The organism is Pseudomonas sp. URMO17WK12:I12 (assembly GCF_000514395.1).
GTDB classification, from domain to species: Bacteria; Pseudomonadota; Gammaproteobacteria; order Pseudomonadales; family Pseudomonadaceae; genus Aquipseudomonas; species Aquipseudomonas mucoides.
The window spans coordinates 207430-224647 of the sequence record NZ_AZVV01000005.1 but is presented as its reverse complement, the minus strand read 5'-3'; the positions used below and the strand labels follow the sequence as shown (position 1 = coordinate 224647).

At 58.6% G+C, this 17218-nt stretch carries 14 protein-coding genes, 4 tRNA genes and 1 pseudogene; 7 read left to right on the top strand and 12 right to left on the bottom strand.

Features of this window, described 5'->3' with window-relative positions; genetic code table 11:
- The first annotated feature begins 60 nt into the window (after positions 1 to 60).
- On the top strand, positions 61 to 2142 hold the full coding sequence (locus tag D882_RS0106440; protein WP_177327594.1) for a carboxy terminal-processing peptidase: 2082 nt from the start codon (positions 61 to 63) through the stop codon (positions 2140 to 2142).
- A 146-nt stretch (positions 2143 to 2288) separates the two neighbouring features.
- A complete protein-coding gene (locus D882_RS0106435) occupies positions 2289 to 4079 on the top strand; it encodes a bifunctional diguanylate cyclase/phosphodiesterase (protein ID WP_027922469.1) in 1791 nt (596 codons plus the stop codon).
- 46 nt (positions 4080 to 4125) lie between these two features.
- Here the strand turns inward: D882_RS0106435 and D882_RS0106430 are convergent, their stop codons facing one another.
- The 5 genes from D882_RS0106430 to D882_RS0106410 all read right to left on the bottom strand — a co-directional run bounded on the left by D882_RS0106430 (position 4126) and on the right by D882_RS0106410 (position 7036).
- Positions 4126 to 4533, bottom strand: coding sequence for a sel1 repeat family protein (locus D882_RS0106430; RefSeq protein WP_027922468.1), 408 nt, complete (start codon positions 4531 to 4533; stop codon positions 4126 to 4128).
- On the bottom strand, positions 4534 to 4905 hold the full coding sequence (locus tag D882_RS0106425) for a hypothetical protein (RefSeq protein WP_007898892.1): 372 nt from the start codon (positions 4903 to 4905) through the stop codon (positions 4534 to 4536).
- Positions 4902 to 5243: a helix-turn-helix domain-containing protein gene (locus D882_RS0106420; RefSeq protein ID WP_027922467.1), complete on the bottom strand. Its 342-nt coding sequence runs from the start codon at positions 5241 to 5243 to the stop codon at positions 4902 to 4904. Before D882_RS0106420 ends, D882_RS0106425 begins: the two co-directional genes overlap by 4 nt.
- Before the next feature lie 321 nt (positions 5244 to 5564).
- A complete protein-coding gene (locus tag D882_RS0106415) occupies positions 5565 to 6029 on the bottom strand; it encodes a YkvA family protein (protein WP_027922466.1) in 465 nt (154 codons plus the stop codon).
- Between the two features lie 293 nt (positions 6030 to 6322).
- Entirely contained in the window at positions 6323 to 7036 is a 714-nt protein-coding gene (locus D882_RS0106410; protein ID WP_027922465.1) for an FKBP-type peptidyl-prolyl cis-trans isomerase, read from the bottom strand.
- Positions 7037 to 7305: 269 nt separating this feature from the next.
- Here D882_RS0106410 and D882_RS0106405 point away from each other — a divergent pair, with 269 nt between their 5' ends.
- The gene (locus D882_RS0106405; RefSeq protein ID WP_027922464.1) at positions 7306 to 9114 is read left to right on the top strand and encodes a di-heme-cytochrome C peroxidase; all 1809 of its coding nucleotides are present in this window, start codon (positions 7306 to 7308) and stop codon (positions 9112 to 9114) included.
- Positions 9111 to 10244: pseudogene (locus D882_RS01000000130850) on the top strand (catalase family protein). Before D882_RS0106405 ends, D882_RS01000000130850 begins: the two are co-directional and overlap by 4 nt.
- Before the next feature lie 91 nt (positions 10245 to 10335).
- On the opposite strand, the gene D882_RS0106395 reads toward D882_RS01000000130850, so the two are convergent.
- The 4 genes from D882_RS0106395 to D882_RS0106380 form a co-directional block, all read right to left on the bottom strand.
- Positions 10336 to 10412: transfer RNA gene (locus tag D882_RS0106395), tRNA-Asp, on the bottom strand.
- 15 nt (positions 10413 to 10427) lie between these two features.
- A tRNA-Val gene (locus tag D882_RS0106390) sits at positions 10428 to 10503 on the bottom strand.
- 199 nt (positions 10504 to 10702) lie between these two features.
- A tRNA-Asp gene (locus tag D882_RS0106385) sits at positions 10703 to 10779 on the bottom strand.
- Between the two features lie 19 nt (positions 10780 to 10798).
- Positions 10799 to 10874, bottom strand: a tRNA-Val gene (locus tag D882_RS0106380).
- 161 nt (positions 10875 to 11035) lie between these two features.
- Between D882_RS0106380 and rdgC the strand changes: the two genes are divergently transcribed.
- The 3 genes from rdgC to sugE all read left to right on the top strand — a co-directional run bounded on the left by rdgC (position 11036) and on the right by sugE (position 13545).
- Positions 11036 to 11956, top strand: coding sequence for a recombination-associated protein RdgC (gene rdgC, locus D882_RS0106375; RefSeq protein ID WP_007945202.1), 921 nt, complete (start codon positions 11036 to 11038; stop codon positions 11954 to 11956).
- Positions 11957 to 12145: 189 nt separating this feature from the next.
- Entirely contained in the window at positions 12146 to 13111 is a 966-nt protein-coding gene (locus D882_RS0106370) for a bile acid:sodium symporter family protein (protein WP_027922463.1), read from the top strand.
- Between the two features lie 119 nt (positions 13112 to 13230).
- On the top strand, positions 13231 to 13545 hold the full coding sequence (gene sugE, locus D882_RS0106365) for a quaternary ammonium compound efflux SMR transporter SugE (RefSeq protein WP_027922462.1): 315 nt from the start codon (positions 13231 to 13233) through the stop codon (positions 13543 to 13545).
- Between the two features lie 107 nt (positions 13546 to 13652).
- On the opposite strand, the gene D882_RS0106360 is transcribed toward sugE, so the two are convergent.
- The 3 genes from D882_RS0106360 to D882_RS0106350 all read right to left on the bottom strand — a co-directional run bounded on the left by D882_RS0106360 (position 13653) and on the right by D882_RS0106350 (position 17194).
- Positions 13653 to 15527: an MFS transporter gene (locus D882_RS0106360; protein WP_027922461.1), complete on the bottom strand. Its 1875-nt coding sequence runs from the start codon at positions 15525 to 15527 to the stop codon at positions 13653 to 13655.
- Positions 15528 to 15625: 98 nt separating this feature from the next.
- On the bottom strand, positions 15626 to 16777 hold the full coding sequence (locus tag D882_RS0106355; protein ID WP_027922460.1) for a TDT family transporter: 1152 nt from the start codon (positions 16775 to 16777) through the stop codon (positions 15626 to 15628).
- A gap of 105 nt (positions 16778 to 16882) precedes the next feature.
- Entirely contained in the window at positions 16883 to 17194 is a 312-nt protein-coding gene (locus tag D882_RS0106350) for a cupin (RefSeq protein ID WP_027922459.1), read from the bottom strand.
- Positions 17195 to 17218: the final 24 nt, after the last annotated feature.

Genomic DNA, 17218 nt, shown 5'->3' with positions numbered 1-17218 from the left:
ATCCGGCGACTTCAAAGACGGCCTAATATGCGTGATCAATTGTCCCCGCGTCGAATCAGCATGAAGCATTTTTTCCCTGGCACCGCCCTAGCCCTTTTCATCGGTATCGGTCTGTTACCGATATCGACCAATACGTTTGCAGCCAATAGCTGGGACAAGCTTCAGCCTGATCGTGACGAAGTAATCGCCAGTCTGAACGTCGTCGAATTGCTCAAGCGCCACCACTACAGCAAGCCGCCGCTCGATGACGCGCGCTCCGTGATCATCTACGACAGCTACCTCAAGCTGCTGGACCCGTCGCGCAGCTACTTCATGGCCAGCGACATTGCGGAATTCGACAAGTGGAAAACCCAGTTTGACGACTTCCTCAAAAGCGGCGACCTGAACGCCGGGTTCACCATCTACAAGCGCTACCTGGACCGCGTCAAGGCGCGTCTGGACTTCGCCCTTGCCGAGCTGAACAAAGGCGTCGACAAGATCGACTTCACCACCAAGGAAACCTTGCTGATCGATCGCAAGGACGCCCCTTGGCTCAAGTCCACCGCTGAACTCGACGACCTGTGGCGCAAACGCGTCAAGGACGAAGTGCTGCGGCAGAAGATCGCGGGCAAGGATTCCAAGCAGATCCAGGAAACCCTGACCAAGCGCTACAAGAACCAGTTGGCGCGCCTGGACCAGACCCGTGCGGAAGATATCTTCCAGGCGTACATCAACACCTTCGCCATGTCCTACGACCCGCATACCAACTATCTGTCGCCAGATAACGCGGAAAACTTCGACATCAACATGAGCCTGTCCCTGGAGGGCATCGGCGCCGTGTTGCAGAGCGATAACGACCAGGTGAAAGTCGTGCGTCTGGTGCCGGCAGGCCCGGCCGACAAGACCAAGCAGGTTGCACCGGCCGACAAGATCATCGGCGTTGCCCAAGGCAACAAAGAGATGGTCGACGTGGTCGGCTGGCGCCTGGACGAAGTGGTCAAGCTGATCCGCGGTCCGAAAGGCACCGTGGTGCGTCTGGAAGTGATTCCGGCCAGCAATGCGCCAAACGACCAGACCACCAAGATCGTGCCGATTACCCGCGAAGCGGTGAAGCTTGAAGATCAGGCCGTGAAGAAGTCGGTCCTCAACCTGAAACAGGATGGCAAGGACTACAAGCTCGGCGTCATCGAGATCCCGGCCTTCTACCTCGACTTCAAGGCATTCCGTGCCGGCGATCCGGACTACAAGAGCACCACGCGTGACGTCAAGAAACTGCTGACCGAGTTGCAGAAAGACAAGGTCGACGGCGTGGTCATCGACCTGCGCAACAACGGCGGCGGCTCCTTGCAGGAAGCCACCGAGCTGACCAGTCTGTTCATCGACAAGGGCCCTACCGTTCTCGTGCGTAACGCCGATGGCCGGGTTGATGTGCTGGAAGATGAGAACCCAGGCGCGTTCTACAAAGGCCCGATGGCGTTGCTGGTCAACCGCCTGTCCGCCTCGGCTTCGGAGATTTTTGCCGGCGCCATGCAGGACTACCACCGTGCGCTGATCATCGGCGGCCAGACCTTCGGTAAAGGCACCGTGCAGACCATTCAGCCGCTGAACCACGGCGAACTGAAACTGACCCTGGCCAAGTTCTACCGGGTTTCCGGCCAGAGCACCCAGCATCAGGGCGTGCTGCCGGACATCGATTACCCGTCGATCATCGACACCAAGGAAATCGGCGAAAGCGCCCTGCCTGAAGCCATGCCATGGGACACCATCCATGCGGCCATCAAGCCTGCGGTAGATCCGTTCAAACCGTACCTGGCGCAGCTCAAGTCAGAGCACGATACGCGCTCGTCCAAGGATGCGGAGTTCGTGTTCATCCGCGACAAGCTGGCCCTGGCGCAGAAACTGATGGAAGAAAAAACCGTCAGCCTCAATGAAGCCGACCGTCGGGCGCAGCACACCGATATCGAAGCCAAGCAGCTGGTGATGGAAAACCTCCGTCGCAAAGCCAAAGGCGAAGAACCGCTCAAAGAGCTGAAGAAAGAAGACGAAGACGCCCTTGCGGCCGAACCGGACAAGACCAAGCCAGAAGACGACGCTTACCTGAGCGAGACCGGTCGGATTCTGCTGGACTACCTGAAACTCAACACCGCGGTTGCCAAGCACTAAGTGGTGACACGCAACATGATGGCAATTTAATGCTGACGCTCCCCGGAGCGTCATCAAACAGTCATCATTCTGTCGTGAAATAAAGGACTGGGAGCACCTCTGACAAGAGGCTGCTCCCAGTCCTTTTTTATCGCCCCGAGATTGCCATGACCACGACAGAACAGCTGAGTGCCTTGAGTTCCATTCTGGCTCAAAGCGGCTTGCACAGCCTGTTCCAGCCGATCATTTCCCTCTCCGAGCGACGCATTGTCGGCTATGAAGCCCTCACCCGCGGCCCGTCCAACAGTCCGCTGCACTCCCCTATCGCATTGTTCTCCGTGGCCCGCCAGGCCGGTCGCTTGAGCGAGCTGGAAATTGCTTGCCGCGAAAGCGCTTGCCGACGTTTCAACGAACAGCAACTGCCGGGCAAACTGTTCCTCAATGTCTCCCCGGAATCCCTGCTTGAAGCGGCCCATCAACCCGGCCGCACCCTGCAACTGCTGCAGGATTTCGGCATTCCGCCGAGCCAGGTAGTGATCGAACTCACCGAACAAACCCCGACCGATGACTTCCAGTTGCTGCAAAACGCGCTGCATCACTATCGGGCGATGGGATTTTCCATTGCGCTGGATGATCTGGGCGCGGGATATTCCAGCTTGCGGTTGTGGTCGGAGCTGCGCCCGGATTACGTGAAGATTGATCGTCACTTCATCGACGGTATTCACCAGGACGCACTCAAGCGAGAGTTTGTCGGTTCAATCCTGCAGATTGCCAAAGCCTCACGAGCTCAAGTGATTGCCGAAGGCATTGAATTGCAGGAAGAGCTCGCGGTGCTGACCGAGATGGGCGTTGATCTGGTCCAGGGCTATCTGCTGTGCCGTCCTCAGGAACATCCGCCCCGGGATGCTCGCGCCCTGATGCCCAAACACGACAGCACCGCCGTTGCGCTGAATGACGAAGGCAGCGACCTCTGCCCCCTGCTCAACGACCAACCGGCCGTTGCGCACGACACACCGACCGCCACCGTGCTCGAAGCGTTCCGCCGCCAGGCCAATCTGAACTCCCTGGCAGTGCTCGACAATCAAGGCCACCCCTGTGGCATCGTTCACCGGCATTCGCTGTCGGACGCGCTGCTGAAACCGTTTGCCACCGACCTGTTCGCCCGCAAACCGATCAGTCGCTTGATGAACGATGACTTTCTCGCCGTGGAAATGAGCCAGTCGCTGCAACAGGTCAGCCGCCTGATCACCAGCCGCGCGCGCCAACGCATTGAAGAAGACTTCATCATCACCCTCAATGGCAGCTATCTGGGACTGGGTCGGGTGATGGATGTCCTCAAGCTGATTACCGAGCTGAAAATCCAGCAGGCCCGCTACGCCAACCCGTTGACCCTGTTGCCCGGCAACGTACCGATCCAGCAATGCCTGACACGTTTGCTGCAACAGGAACGGGAGTCGGTGATCTGTTATGTCGACATCGACAGCTTCAAGCCCTTCAACGACATTTACGGCTACGGCCGAGGGGATGAAGTCCTGCTCTGCCTGGCGCAATGCCTGAATGATCGCGTCGACCCTTCCCGTGATTTCGTCGGCCATATCGGCGGTGACGACTTCCTGCTGGTGCTCGGCCCGGAAGACTGGCGTAAACGGTTGAACCAGTTGCTGGACGACTTCCAGAGCCAATGCCGACGCTTTTACCGCAGCGAACACCTGGAAGCCGGGTGCTTTATCGCGCCGAACCGTCAGGGGGTGCGACAGGAGTTTCCGTTGTTGTCATTGTCGATCGGCGTAGTGCATTTGCATCCACAGGCCTGTGGACAACTCGATGCGAGCCAGTTGGCGGAGATGGCATCGCAGGCTAAACACCATGCGAAGAATGTGCAGGGGTATAGCGTGCATGTGATTGATAGTCTGGCGGTGTCTGGGGCAGAGAATGCATTGCTGGAAGGGCAGCGCTGAATATTCTGGCTCGCGATAGCGTCCGCTCAGTCAACACAGGTTGGGGTTATTGCCCCTCACCCCGAGCCGCCAATTCTTTCAACTTGAGCTCTGCCAATGGATGCCCCGCCTTCACGGCCATGCCCCACCAGCGCGCAGCTTCAACCAGGTCCGGCGCCTTGCTCGGCGTTCCTGCCAGACAGATCACCCCAACCTGATACGCCGCCTTGCCATCCCCCGCCAACGCCGCCAGGCGCAGCAATCGCACGCCCTCCTCGCGAGCCCCAAGGCCGACGCCGCGAAAGGTCAGGATGTGGCCATAGAAGCTCTGGGCACCGACGTCACCCAAATTCGCCATGCGCGCGAACTGGCCTTCGAGCCAGCTCCAGCCGCGCGGTTGGCGCACGAACCATGACCAATGAAACAACCGGCGGGCCAGCCAGTAACCAGCCCGGGCCTTGAGTTTTAAAAACACTCAGGCCTCGGCCGATTCGGGGTATTCGTATTCGAACACACGCACCACTTCCGAAGCATGCCAGGACGCGGCGGCGACACCGTCAGATGGCCCGGAGAAACGCCCCAGACGCTCGACACATTCAAAGAAGCCGGTGCGCGGCAAACGACTGGCGCCCTGGCTGATCACCAGCGAGCTGCGCAACGGTTGCTCGGCCCTGGCATCCAGAGCAGCCAGATGTTCGAGCGCAGCGGTCAGGGTTTGCATGGCTGGCGTGGGCAATTGCAAACGCTCCAGCAACGCTCGATAGGTCAGAAGATGACGCTGACGACGCGCCTGATCCAGTTCACCCAGCAACCCGTCCCAATGTTGACGACTGATGCGTACGCTCACGATTCATCCCTCCACCCTGGCACCGTCAATTCCCAGGCCAGGCTGCGGCGAATCGCAGCGTCGGGCAGACGCTCGCCACTTTCGATCAAGGCCAGATAAGACGGGCTGATGCCTACCGTGCGGGCCAGCGCCTCGATGGCGATGCCCTTCCCTTCGCGCAAACTGCGTAGTTGATCCAGACCTGGAAGAATCTGGTCTGGTGTTGCCGTGCGATGCACTGGCGCGTCTGGCGCCGGTTTCTCGTTGATGCCTGCTGCTTTCAGTAGAGCCTGGTACTGAGCCCACGGTAAAACTGCATACTCGGGCTCGCCTTCGCGTGTGATTATCTGAATATCCATGACTTCCCCGTAGGACAACGACACTTTGCGAGTCGGCACTTTTCCCTAGAAGTGTAATCCTAACAGCGGCCAAGGTCGCGCGGGGGTATCAATAAATTGGATCCTCAGTCGCCCTTATGCCAATGAGTCAAGCCAAGACGCGATCGGTAGCAGTTGGCGAAGCCTGCGTTCGGCTGCGTAGCAGTCGTGAAATCAGGCGACGCAGTGTTTCAGAAAGACCATAAATACAGATATTACGACTGCTGCGCAGCCGAATGCAGGCTGCTCCAGCTGCTAGAGGAATTGCGTTGCGGCAAAAACGGGTTGGCTGATCTGCATCCTTCAATCACCCCGTATTTTTTGGGGGCCCTGGAGCTGAAGTTTCTCCGGGGTATCGGGCAGGCGTTCGACCACCGCCAGCTTCTCCGGCACCTGTCGCCTGCGCCAGGCGCGGAAGGCATTGAGTTCGTCGTCGAGGACTTTCATCAGCCAGGCCAGCACCGCGATGTCATCGAGCATGCCGAACACCGGAATGAAATCCGGGATGGCATCCACCGGGCTGAGGAAATACATCAGGCCGGCGACCACCGAGACCAACGCCTTCGGGCTGACGGCACGGTACTCCCCACGCCAGTAGGCCAGGCACAGCGCCTGCAACAGGCGCAAATCGTCTTTGACCTTGCCCAGGCGATTGCCTTGGCTGGCGCCTTTGCTGGCGACGGCAAACAGCAACGTCGGCAAGCGCCCGCGCGCGAGCAGGCGCCCGGCGAGGGGTAAGAATCGAGCGAAATTCCAGGGTGCTTTCATCATTCCTCCCACTGAAATGTTATCCACACAAATTGTGGATAACCTTGTGAACAGAGCTGCTTTTCACGGCTGAAAGCCCCGTTTCATAAGGGTCCGGCTCAGATCGGGCGTTTTTTACTCACATAAAAAAACCCAAGATTTCATTGACTTGGCGCGCCGGCGCGGCTAGCACGGGCGTCTTCAATGGCTATGACTCCAGCGTACAGCAACCGTTCGCTTTGTTTACCTGCGCCGAACCCCGGATGCAACAACGCCCCGCATAAGCGAGGCGTTGTTGTCAAAGCAGAAGCTGATTACTTGGCGGCGTCTTCTTTGGCTGGATCTTTGATCCCCAGCAGCTCCAGGTCGAATACCAGCACCGAGTTGGCTGGGATCGCCGGGCTTGGGCTTTGGGCGCCATAAGCCAGTTCGCTAGGGATGTACAACTTGTACTTCTCACCAACGTGCATCAGTTGCAGGCCTTCGACCCAACCCGGAATCACACCGCTGACCGGCAGATCAATCGGGCTGCCGCGCTCGACGGAGCTGTCGAAGACGGTGCCGTTGGTCAGCTTGCCGGTGTAGTGAACAGTCACTACGTCGGTCGGCTTAGGCTGTGGGCCATCGGCTTTCTTTTCCACTTCGTATTGCAAGCCCGAGGCGGTGGTCACTACGCCGGCTTTCTTGGCGTTTTCTTCGAGGAATTTCTTGCCGGCAGCCGCCGACTCTTCGCTCATCTTGGCCATACGCTCTTCCGCACGCTTCTGCAGTGCGGCGAAGGCTTCGACCAGTTCCTCGTCTTTGAGCTTCTGCTCTTTCTTGCCAACGGCATCTTCGATGCCTTGGGCTACGGCTTTGGAATCCAGGTCATCCATGCCTTCCTGAGCCAGGCTTTTGCCCATGTTCAGGCCAATGCCGTAGGAAGCTTTTTGCGCCGGAGTTTTCAGCTCTACACTGGTCTGCGAATCACAACCCGCAAGTACCAGGCTAACCAGGGCTACCGCCGCCGCCAACCGATGCTGTTTCATGCTATTTCCTTGTTCATGCGCCTAAAGGGCAATCGAGTAAAGCCGCGAGCTTATCAGGCGGCCACGACCAATGGCTACCGGCATGAGAGCTGGAAACTTCTGATAAGTTCAGGTGTTTTAACGCATTTCAGGATTGGCATCATGAAGCATCTGTCATCTGGCACCTACAGCAGCTGATCCTATATCCCACAACATCTGGCGTAATGGCCACTTGCCGCACCCCGTCCCCTGCGGCATAAGAGAGCCACAACTCGACAAGGATGTTTATCTTGCGCCTCTTATTTCGCCTGCTGATGCTGGTGGCTGTGCTGCTGGGACTCGGCCTGGCCGTGGTTCTGTATTACGTCGCCAATCCGAAACTGCCGACCTGGTCGCCCGCGCAACAGGTGCATTACCTGGAACAATGGAGCGCCGAAGATCGCCAGACTTACTACTTCACGCCTCAGGGAACCCAGGTCAAAGGCTTGCGCTATGCCTGGTTCAACGCCCTCGAACTGCCCTTCTCGCAACAACGATTCGCATCGCCCGAGTACCTCGCCCGCTTTGGTTTCCTGATCGATCCCGGGCAGAAAGCCACGCCAGACAACCCTGGGAATTTGCCGGTAGGTTTTGCCCGCCACCAAAATCCCGGCAGTCAGGACGAATTTCTCGACATCTCGTGCGCCGCTTGCCACACCGGTGAGTTGCGCTTCAACGGCCAGGCGATCCGCATTGACGGCGGTTCGGCGCAGCACGTTTTGCCTTCCAGTGTTCCTACGTTGAAAGGGGGCAGTTTCGGACAAGCGTTGGTCGCCAGTCTGACCTCGACTTACCTCAACCCGTGGAAATTCGAACGCTTCGCCCGCAACGTGCTGGGCGATGACTACGACGCCCGGCACCCACAATTGCGTGAAGAGTTCAAAGCGTCCCTCGTTACCTTCGTCAAAGTTGCCTGGAACGATACCCATCGCGGGCTCTACCCCACCGAGGAAGGACCGGGCCGTACCGACGCCTTCGGACGCATTGCCAACGCCACGTTCGGTGATGCGATTTCAGCCGACAACTACCGTGTGGCCAATGCCCCGGTGGATTACCCGCAATTGTGGGACATGTGGACGTTCGACTGGGTGCAGTGGAACGGTTCGGCGCAACAACCCATGGCTCGCAACATCGGCGAATCCCTGGGTGTGGGCGCCACACTGAGTTTCTTCGATGCCAACGGCCAACCGCTCAAAGGTGACGGACGTTATCCGTCGAGTGTGCGATTACGCGACCTGCACCAGATCGAGGAAACCCTGCAACGGCTCAAACCACCCGCATGGCCTGAAGAGTTACTCGGCGCTGTCGACAAGCCGTTGGCAGCCAAAGGTCGCGAGTTGTTCCGCGAAAACTGCGCCGGTTGCCATTTGCCACGCACAGTCGAGAGTGACGGGCGCTGGGTGCAACATTTGAAAATGCTACCGGTCGATTTCATTGGCACCGACCCGGGCGCCGCCAACAACATTGCCGACCATCGCTTCGACCTCTCCGCCTTGCAATGGGACCTGGCGGAACTCAAGCAGCTGGACGTGCACTTGCAGCCAGCACCCGCTGAACCGCTGGATTTGAGCCAGCTGTCATCGGCCAAGGGGCTGGCATACATCACGGCTTTCGTCGGAAACCGCGCTTACCGTGACGCGAACATTCCTGCCGCCGAACAACCGGCCATGAATGGCTTCGGCCTGCCAATTGGCGTGCGTGAGCTGCGGGCCTATAAGGCACGGCCACTGGCAGGCGTCTGGGCCACTGCGCCGTTTCTGCACAACGGTTCGGTACCGAGCATTTATCAGCTGCTCTCACCTCAAGATGAACGCGCAACGACCTTCTATAAAGGTACGTTCGAGTACGACCCGCAACATCTTGGCTATCGTACCGAGGCCTTTACCAATGGCTTTGTGTTCGACACGCGCATCACCGGCAATCACAACAGCGGCCACGAGTTCCGTGCCGGCCAGCGCGGCAACGGCGTGATTGGCCGCTTGCTGCAACCGCAGGAGCGCTGGGCACTGCTGGAATATCTGAAGGTATTGGGCGGCCCGCTGGAGGCGCAATTGCCATGAGCAGACTCTGGATGCGCCTTGGCGCTTTTCTTGGCAAGACCCTCCTGTGGTTGATCGGCCTGGGTGTGCTCGGTTATGCGCTAGCCATGGCGTGGTTCGCCTGGCAGCACAGCGGACCTGTTTCAGCGCAAGAAGTGATACCGGATGGCGAAGCCGCCATGACTCAGGACGTCATTCAGACGGCGGTGCGCATCGTCGATCAACACCGTGAGAACACCCGCTACCTGCGCGATGCACATGCCAAGGCCCATGGCTGCGTGAAGGCCGAGGTTCAAGTGCTGGCGGATCTGACCGAGGAACTGCGCCAGGGCGTGTTCAGCCAACCCGGCAAAACCTGGCAAGCGACAATGCGCCTGTCCAATGGCAATGCGTATCCGCAATTCGACAGCATTCGAGACGCCCGGGGCATGGCAATCAAATTGCTCGATGTGCCCGGCAAACAGCTGCTCGCCGATCAACAGACTCGTGGCGAACAGGATTTTGTGATGTTCAGCCACGCGAATTTCTTCGTCAGCGATGTCGCCGAGTACCGTCAGAATGTAGCGGCCCAGGCTGACGGCAAAAAGCTGATGGCGTTTTTCCCGGGTTGGGACCCACGGACCTGGCAGGTTCGGCACCTGTTTATCGCCTTGGCAACCCTGTCACCCGCCCCGGAAAGTCCGACGAAGACCACTTACTTTTCGGTTTCGCCCTACAAGTTTGGTGCCACCAATGCCAAATTCCGAGTGATGCCGGACCCTGATAGCTGCCCGGCCTACACCCTGCCCGCGCAGAACCAGAAGTTGCCAAACTTCCTGCGCAATGCGCTGAACCAGCAATTGTCGACCGACCGGGTGCCGGCCTGCTTCGTCCTGCAAATTCAGCGTCAGGACCCAAGCCAGTACATGCCCATAGAAGACACCAGCATCGAATGACGTGAAAACGCGGCGCCATTCCAGACCGTGGCGCGAATCAAAGTACCCGCGCAAGATTTCGACACGCCGGCATTGAATATCCAATGCGACAACCAGTCGTTCAATCCATGGTTTGGTCTTGAGGCTCATCGGCCAATTGGCGGCATCAACCGACTTCGCAAAGCGGTGTATGAAGCCGTAAGCGACTACCGACACAGTCGTAACGCCGAGCAATAAACGCAATTGCCAAACGCCAGACAGCAAAAAGCCCGCATTAAGCGGGCTTTCTGTGTGGTACCTGGCGTTCAGCGTTCCAGGTAACCGAATATGGCGCAGCGGACGGGACTCGAACCCGCGACCCCCGGCGTGACAGGCCGGTATTCTAACCGACTGAACTACCGCTGCGCGTAGCGTTGAAAGTGGTGGGTGATGACGGGATCGAACCGCCGACATTCTGCTTGTAAGGCAGACGCTCTCCCAGCTGAGCTAATCACCCTTTACCTTCGTTGCGGGGCACATTATGCCACAGGTTTTCGTAAAGTGTTGATTTAATTGAATTATTTTTCAAATAAATCCGAAAACCGGTGAAACGATGCAACCTGCAGGAACAACGGACAATCTACAGACAGAAAAAAACCCGCGTGAGCGGGCTTTTCCGTGGTGACCTGGCGTTCAGCGTTCCAGGTAACCGAATATGGCGCAGCGGACGGGACTCGAACCCGCGACCCCCGGCGTGACAGGCCGGTATTCTAACCGACTGAACTACCGCTGCGCGTAACACTGAATGCGAATGGTGGGTGATGACGGGATCGAACCGCCGACATTCTGCTTGTAAGGCAGACGCTCTCCCAGCTGAGCTAATCACCCTTCACGTTCGGTGTGGCGCGCATTCTACGGAGCGACCTCACCTCTGGCAAGCACTTTTTTAAATAATTTTCTCAGGCCTTCCAAAGGCTTAGCGAAGGGTTGGCCTATGGCGCCGCTAAGAGAATAATGCCCCCCTTTGTATATAAGGAGAGACTTACCCCATGTGGTTCAAAAACCTGCTTATCTATCGCCTGACCCAAGATCTGCCTGTTGATGCCGAGGCGTTGGAAACTGCACTGGCCACCAAACTGGCGCGTCCATGTGCAAGCCAGGAGTTGACCACCTACGGTTTCGTCGCGCCATTCGGCAAGGGCGAAGATGCACCGCTGGTCCACGTCAGCGGCGACTTCCTGCTGATTTCTGCGCGTAAAGAAGAACGCATCCTGCCGGGCAGCGTCGTGCGTGACGCCGTAAAGGAAAAGGTCGACGAGATCGAAGCCGAGCAAATGCGTAAGGTCTATAAGAAAGAACGCGACCAGATCAAGGATGAAATCATCCAGGCGTTCCTGCCGCGCGCCTTTATTCGTCGCTCGTCGACCTTCGCCGCCATTGCGCCGAAACAAGGCCTGATCCTCGTCAACTCGGCCAGCCCGAAACGTGCCGAAGACCTGCTGTCCACCCTGCGTGAAGTGATCGGCACCCTGCCGGTACGTCCACTGACCGTAAAAATGTCGCCAACCGCCACCATGACCGAATGGGTCACCACCCAGAAAGCCGCAGACGACTTCTTTGTGCTGGACGAATGCGAGCTGCGTGATACCCACGAAGACGGCGGCATCGTGCGATGCAAGCGTCAGGACCTGACCAGCGAAGAAATCCAGCTGCACCTGAGCACCGGCAAAGTGGTCACTCAGCTGTCCTTGGCCTGGCAAGACAAACTGTCTTTCGTCCTCGACGACAAGATGGTGGTCAAGCGTCTGAAGTTCGAAGACCTGCTGCAAGATCAGGCGGAACAGGACGGCGGCGAAGAGGCCCTGGGCCAACTGGACGCCAGCTTCACCCTGATGATGCTGACCTTCGGCGACTTCCTGCCGGCGCTGGTTGAAGCGCTGGGCGGCGAAGAGACTCCGCAGGGGATCTAAAGCAAAACCGATTTCCCCTGAAGAAACCGGATCAACTGTGGGAGCCGGGCTTGCTCCGGGCGGCGTTCCGACGATGGCGCTATGTCAGTCTACAGATCAGCTGACTGACACACCGCCATCGCAGGCAAGCCGGCTCCCACATTGATTGGATTCCACCTTGGGATCGTTACTCATAATAAGGATCAAGCCATGCGTGCATTGGCAGCATTGAGTCGTTTTGTCGGGAACACCTTCGCTTACTGGGTACTGATTTTCGCGGTTCTGGCCTTCCTGCAACCGGCGTGGTTCATCGGCCTCAAGGGCGCAATCGTGCCACTGCTCGGGTTGGTGATGTTCGGCATGGGCCTGACCCTCAAACTTGAAGACTTCGCCGAAGTCGCCCGCCATCCGTGGCGCGTTGCGTTAGGCGTGGTTGCCCATTTCGTGATCATGCCCGGCGTGGCGTGGTTGCTCTGCCAGGCGTTTCACCTGCCGCCGGAAATTGCCGTCGGCGTGATTCTGGTCGGGTGCTGCCCAAGCGGCACCTCGTCGAACGTGATGACCTGGCTGGCACGCGGCGATCTGGCCCTGTCGGTGGCCATCGCCGCCGTCACCACCCTCCTCGCTCCGCTGCTGACTCCAGCGCTGATCTGGCTGTTGGCCTCGGCCTGGTTGCCGGTGTCGTTCATGGAGCTGTTCTGGTCGATTCTGCAAGTGGTGCTGTTGCCGATCATCCTCGGCGTGGTGGCGCAACGCGTGCTCGGTACCAAGGTTCGCCACGCGGTAGAAGTGTTGCCACTGATTTCGGTGGTGAGCATCGTGATCATCGTCACCGCCGTGGTCGCCGCCAGCCAGGCGAAGATTGCCGAGTCCGGCCTGCTGATCATGGCCGTGGTGATGTTGCACAACAGCTTCGGTTATCTGCTGGGCTACTTCACCGGCCGCCTGTTCAAGCTGCCTTTGGCCCAACGCAAATCGCTGGCGCTGGAAGTCGGCATGCAGAATTCCGGGCTGGGCGCCGCGTTGGCCAGTGCCCACTTCTCGCCGCTGGCGGCGGTGCCGAGTGCGTTGTTCAGCGTGTGGCACAATATTTCCGGGGCGCTGCTCTCGACGTATTTCCGTCGAATGAGCGAGAAACAAGACCGGGAAACCGCTGCGCGACAGGCCACCGAATAAGCCGCAAACTTGATCCCCGGATTAATGATGGGCACTCTATGGCGCAACGCGAGGACGACCTCGCGGCTCGATCGAGTCATTAATCTGGGGACGACCCCGTCAATCGATGGAGGTCTTTCATGTCCTGGATCATCCTGTTTTTCGCCGGCCTGTTCGAAGTCGGCTGGGCCGTTGGCCTGAAGTACACCGACGGTTTCAGCCGTCCCCTGCCCACCGCATTGACTGTTGCAGCCATGGCCATCAGCCTTGGCTTGCTGGGCCTTGCGATGAAGGAATTGCCGCTGGGCACGGCGTATGCGATCTGGACGGGGGTGGGTGCAGTCGGCACGGTGATTGCCGGGATCATTCTGTTTGGTGAGTCGATGGCGCTGTTTCGGCTGGCCAGTGTGGCGTTAATCATCGCTGGGTTGGTTGGGCTCAAAGTCAGCGCCTGACTTTAGACCGCCATCGCGAGCAGGCTTACTCCTACAGGTGATCTATGTTGGTCACAAATCACCTGTAGGAGTTAGCCTGCTCGCGATGCGGCCAGCACATTCACCCACTATCTGACGGTGCCGCGCAACTCGCCAACCAGCGCTTGCAACTTGGCCGGCTCCGCCGCTTCAACCGCCACTGCCGGCCCCGCCACCAACGTTACCCGCGACCACAACCGGCGAAACAGCCCCTTGCCCGGATCACGACTGAAGAAACTCCCCCACAACCCCTGCAACGCCAGTGGAATCACCGGCACCGGCGTTTCTTCCAGTATTCGCGTCAGCCCCCCCTTGAACTCATTGATCTCCCCGTCAGCCGTCAATTTGCCTTCCGGAAAGATACACACCAACTCGCCATCCTTTAGATACTGCGCAATCCGCTTGAAGGCTCTTTCGTAGATTTGAATGTCTTCCTGACGCCCCGCGATCGGAATCGTCCCGGCCGTGCGAAAGATAAAGTTCAGCACCGGCAGGTTGTAGATTTTGTAGTACATCACAAAGCGAATCGGCCGACGCACCGCGCCGCCAATCAGCAGCGCATCGACAAAGGACACGTGATTGCACACCAGCAGCGCCGCGCCTTCATCGGGAATCAGCTCCAGATTGCGATGCTCCACGCGGTACATGGAGTGGCTGAGCAGCCAGATCATGAAGCGCATGCTGAATTCGGGGACGATCTTGAAGATGTAGGCGTTGACGCCGATGTTCAGCAGCGACACCACCAGGAACAGCTGCGGAATCGACAGTTTGACCAGGCTCAACAAGATGATCGAGACAATCGCCGACACCACCATGAACAACGCATTGAGAATGTTGTTGGCGGCAATCACCCGCGCCCGCTCGTTCTCGGCGGTGCGCGACTGGATCAGCGCATACAGCGGCACGATGTAGAAACCACCAAAGATCCCCAGGCCAAGGATGTCGATCAACACCAGCCAGGTGTGACCAAAGCCGAGAACTTCAACCCAGCCGTGGCCGGTCGCGCTGTCCGGAATACCGCCCGAATGCCACCACAGCAGCAAGCCAAACACCGTCAGACCGAACGAGCCGAACGGCACCAGGCCAATCTCGACTTTGCGTCCGGAGAGCTTTTCACAGAGCATCGAGCCGAGCGCGATCCCCACCGAGAACACCGTCAGAATCAGAGTCACCACGGTTTCGTCGCCGTGCATCCACTCTTTGGCATAGGCCGGGATCTGGGTCAGGTAAATCGCCCCGACAAACCAGAACCACGAGTTACCGACGATCGAACGCGATACCGCGGGCGTCTGTCCAAGGCCCAACTTCAACGTGGCCCAGGACTGGCTGAAAATGTTCCAGTTCAGGTGCATTTCCGGCGAAGCGGCCGCCGCCCGTGGAATGCTGCGACTGGCCAGGTAGCCGAGCACGGCAACGCCGATGATCGCGCTGGAAACGATAGGCGCGTAGTGACTGGATGACATCATGATCCCGGCGCCAATGGTCCCGGCGAGAATCGCCAGGAAGGTGCCCATTTCCACCAGCCCGTTACCGCCGACCAGCTCTTCTTCACGCAGGGCCTGGGGCAGGATCGAGTATTTCACCGGCCCGAACAGCGCCGAATGTGTGCCCATGGCGAACAGCGCCACCAGCATCAACGACAGATGATCAAAGACGAAACCCACCGCGCCGACCGCCATGATGACGATTTCGCCGAGCTTGATCAGGCGGATCAGGCGGTCCTTGGCGAACTTCTCGCCGAACTGTCCGGCCAGCGCCGAGAACAGAAAGAACGGCAGGATGAACAGCAGCGCACAGAGGTTGACGTAGATCGAGCGGTCACCGTCGATGGTCAATTTGTACAGAATGGCGAGGATCAACGACTGCTTGAAGATGTTGTCGTTGAACGCCCCGAGGGACTGGGTCACGAAAAACGGCAGGAAGCGCCGGGTGCGGAGCAAGGTGAACTGCGAGGGGTGACTCATCTTCCATGTGTCCCTGATGTTAGGTAGCGAGTGGCGTGGATACGGTTATTGGAATGCCGAACGTCGATCCAGGCCACACATTACCTAATCTTTGCAGGTTATTTCTTTAATCCTGCAATGCACGGCGAGACAAACAGTTCACCGCGCCACGCGCCTTGCAACGTGCGCCGGGCAACGATCAGCCACATCATCGCCAGCAACGCCACCAGCACGCAGCCAAACACACTGAAAAACGTCAGGTTCAAGGTGCTGGCCAGTTTCAACGTCGCCAGCGAGTAGACGCCCAACGGGAAGGTAAACCCCCACCAGCCGAGGTTGAACGGGATGCTGGCGCGCAGGTAACGCAAGGTAATCAGCACCGCAATCAGCATCCACCACAAACCGAAGCCCCACAGGGTGATCCCGGCTACCAGCCCCAGGCCGGCGGCGATTTCACCCATGCCCGGCAGACCGTTGGCGGCGAAGATGGCTGGCGCGTCCGCCCCCAGCAGCAACATGCCCAGTGCCCCGGTGCCAATCGGACCCAACGCGAGCCAGCTCGAAGCGGCCATATTTTCATGGGGCAATTTATGCAGCGCCATACGCAGCAACAGGATGGTCAGAATGCTGAAGGCCACCGGCAGGGAAAACGCCCAGAGCACGTAACTCGTCACCAGCACCACCAGTTGCGAATGCGCATCCGCCAGGTGCGGCGCCAGCAGGCCACCGCTGGCCGCCGCGACTTCCGCGGCCACCACCGGCAACAGCCAGACGGCGGTCATCTGGTCGATACTGTGTTCCTGACGGGTGAACATCATGAAGGGAATCAGCACGCCGCACGCCAGCGACATCGCCACATCCAGCCACCAGAGCATTTCGGCGATAGGAATCACGCCGTCACCCCAGCGCGGCAGACCGAACACCAGAAAGCCGTTGATGATGGTCGCCAGGCCCATGGGAATGGTGCCGAAGAACATTGAGACCGTGGAATGGCCGAAGATTCGCCGCGCTTCGTCGAAGAACAGCACCCAACGCGCGGTGTACACGGCGGTGAAGACGGCGAACAGGACAATATTGAACAGCCACACCCCTTCGGCGAGCGCGCGCAAACCGGGAATGGCGAGGGGCAATTGCGCCAGCGCCAGCGCGAGCACCCCGGTGCCCATGGTCGCGGCGAACCAGTTGGGCGTGAATTGACGGATGACCTCACGCGGGTGCTGCAAATGGCTGAACGGTTTGATACCGGTTGTGACGCTGTTAGGGCATGTCATGGCGAACTCCTCTCCTCTGGTGAGGTGGAGCCCATGGTAGAACTGAATCGAATATCTATATAACGGGTAATATCTCTATAACTTATCTGTTTTGCAGATATAGATTCAGACACTGCCTTGCGATTCGATCACCAGAATTCGCGCCGCACCCTGCGGATGCGCCACATGCTCGGTGCCGACAGAGGCATAAAAGATGTCGCCAACATCCAACAGCGCCTGCTTCTCGATGCCCTCTTCGCGATAACGCATCTGCACCTGCCCATCCAGCACCACGAACACTTCCTGGCCATCGTTGACGTGCCATTTATAAGGCTGATCGGTCCAGTGCAAACGGGTGGTGATGCCGTTCATGTTGGCGATATCGAGTGCGCCCCAGGCGCGATCAGCGGTGAAAGATTTGCTGCGGATGATCTTCATGGGGCGGTCCGTCGAAATGAATGA

Bases quoted from the DNA above. Each gene is read 5' to 3' on its own strand.
- D882_RS0106350 (WP_027922459.1), bottom strand. From the start codon at position 17,194: ATGAAGATCATCCGCAGCAAATCTTTCACCGCTGATCGCGCCTGGGGC.
- D882_RS0106440 (WP_177327594.1), top strand. From the start codon at position 61: ATGAAGCATTTTTTCCCTGGCACCGCCCTAGCCCTTTTCATCGGTATC.
- sugE (WP_027922462.1), top strand. From the start codon at position 13,231: ATGTCCTGGATCATCCTGTTTTTCGCCGGCCTGTTCGAAGTCGGCTGG.
- D882_RS0106435 (WP_027922469.1), top strand. From the start codon at position 2,289: ATGACCACGACAGAACAGCTGAGTGCCTTGAGTTCCATTCTGGCTCAA.
- D882_RS0106415 (WP_027922466.1), bottom strand. From the start codon at position 6,029: ATGAAAGCACCCTGGAATTTCGCTCGATTCTTACCCCTCGCCGGGCGC.
- D882_RS0106370 (WP_027922463.1), top strand. From the start codon at position 12,146: ATGCGTGCATTGGCAGCATTGAGTCGTTTTGTCGGGAACACCTTCGCT.
- D882_RS0106360 (WP_027922461.1), bottom strand. From the start codon at position 15,527: ATGAGTCACCCCTCGCAGTTCACCTTGCTCCGCACCCGGCGCTTCCTG.
- rdgC (WP_007945202.1), top strand. From the start codon at position 11,036: ATGTGGTTCAAAAACCTGCTTATCTATCGCCTGACCCAAGATCTGCCT.
- D882_RS0106410 (WP_027922465.1), bottom strand. From the start codon at position 7,036: ATGAAACAGCATCGGTTGGCGGCGGCGGTAGCCCTGGTTAGCCTGGTA.
- D882_RS0106420 (WP_027922467.1), bottom strand. From the start codon at position 5,243: ATGGATATTCAGATAATCACACGCGAAGGCGAGCCCGAGTATGCAGTT.
- D882_RS0106355 (WP_027922460.1), bottom strand. From the start codon at position 16,777: ATGACATGCCCTAACAGCGTCACAACCGGTATCAAACCGTTCAGCCAT.